The sequence below is a fragment of the Candidatus Propionivibrio aalborgensis genome, from assembly GCF_900089945.1.
In the GTDB taxonomy this organism is placed as follows: Bacteria; Pseudomonadota; Gammaproteobacteria; order Burkholderiales; family Rhodocyclaceae; genus Propionivibrio; species Propionivibrio aalborgensis.
Window position 1 is genome coordinate 1 of record NZ_FLQY01000155.1, and the last position, 1359, is coordinate 1359.

At 54.5% G+C, this 1359-nt stretch carries 2 protein-coding genes; both read right to left on the bottom strand.

Annotated elements, in window-relative coordinates; genetic code table 11:
- The coding region (locus tag PROAA_RS08885; RefSeq protein WP_186411008.1) for a glycogen synthase at positions 1-843 on the bottom strand (843 nt) is incomplete at its 3' end.
- Between the two features lie 21 nt (positions 844-864).
- The coding region (locus tag PROAA_RS08890) for a GlgC family sugar phosphate nucleotidyltransferase (RefSeq protein ID WP_483771111.1) at positions 865-1359 on the bottom strand (495 nt) is incomplete at its 5' end.

Consider the following 1359-nt stretch of genomic DNA (forward strand, 5'->3'; position numbering starts at 1 on the left):
AAGCTTGCAGTCCTTTTTCCCCTTGATGTTGGCCGCACTGTAACTCTTGCCGATAGCTGAGTCATTGGGATTCCATATCTCGTAATCCACTCCGTTGAGAATACCGGACAAATCACTACCACGCTCGCGCAACACTTCATCGAGGCCACAACCAAATTCAGGTGTGCGGATCTCGCTTGCGTACCTCGGACTGACCGTCGTGATCTTCCTGGAATGGACAAGCCCAGCCTTCATAAACGATATCTTGCCGCGAAATTCGATGCTCTTCGGCGTTAGCTCGCTCATCGGCAAACCCAGCTCCGGGTAACACTCCATCGGAAAAATTCCACGGAATGCCAGATTGTGTATGGTAAAAACAGTCGCTGTTTTCAGCCCAGGGTTCTGGGCAATGTAGACGGGTACCAAACCGGCATGCCAGTCATGCGCATGCACTATGTCAGGCCGCCAGCCGGGAGAGAGCTCGCCGGAGGCCATATGTGCGGCAACCCATCCAAGAAGGCCAAAACGGCGATGATTGTCGCTCCAGTCATGCCCGGCAGAATCTATATATGGATTGCCTTCGCGCTCATAAAGGAAAGGCGCATCGATTACGTAAGCCTCTATCCCACTGTCCGGCAAGCGACCGATGCGAATCGTCACGACTGCTGCGCCGAAAGCGGGACCAAACCGGAGGACGGGCTCGAGCCCGATCATTCCGTCAAGGATGGCGGGAAACCCGGGCAACAGAAGGCGGACATCCAGCCCGCGTTTGATAAGCGCCTGCGGCAGCGATGCAATGATATCGGCCAAACCACCCGTTTTGACTAAGGGATATATCTCGGCGGCGACATGCAGTATACGCATGATCCAGCAGCGGGCTATATGTCAGGCCAGTCGTTCGATCATCTGGCGTGTGACCAGGGTTACTCCATTCTCGGTTCGACGGAAACGCCTCGCATCATCATCAGCGTCTTCGCCAATTACCATCCCCGGCGGAATACGCACTCCATGGTCGATAATGACACGGTTCAATCTTGCCCCCCGGCCGATTTCGACATCCGGCAAGAGTACTGACCAGTTAACTTTGGCATGCGAATGAACACGGCACGATGAGAACAGCAATGAGCGGTTCATTTCACCCGAGATGATGCAACCACCTGAAACCGTCGACTCGATGGCCAGTCCATGACGATCAATCTGGTTGTGCACAAACTTTGCAGGGGGAATCTGCTGCTGATAAGTCCAAATCGGCCAGTTCCGATCATAGAGGTTCAACGAGGGCTCAGTGGCCGTCAAATCGACATTGGCCTCCCAATAAGCATCGATGGTCCCCGCATCGCGCCAATAATCTTCCTTGCCGGGTCCTTCTTCAGGTGCGTG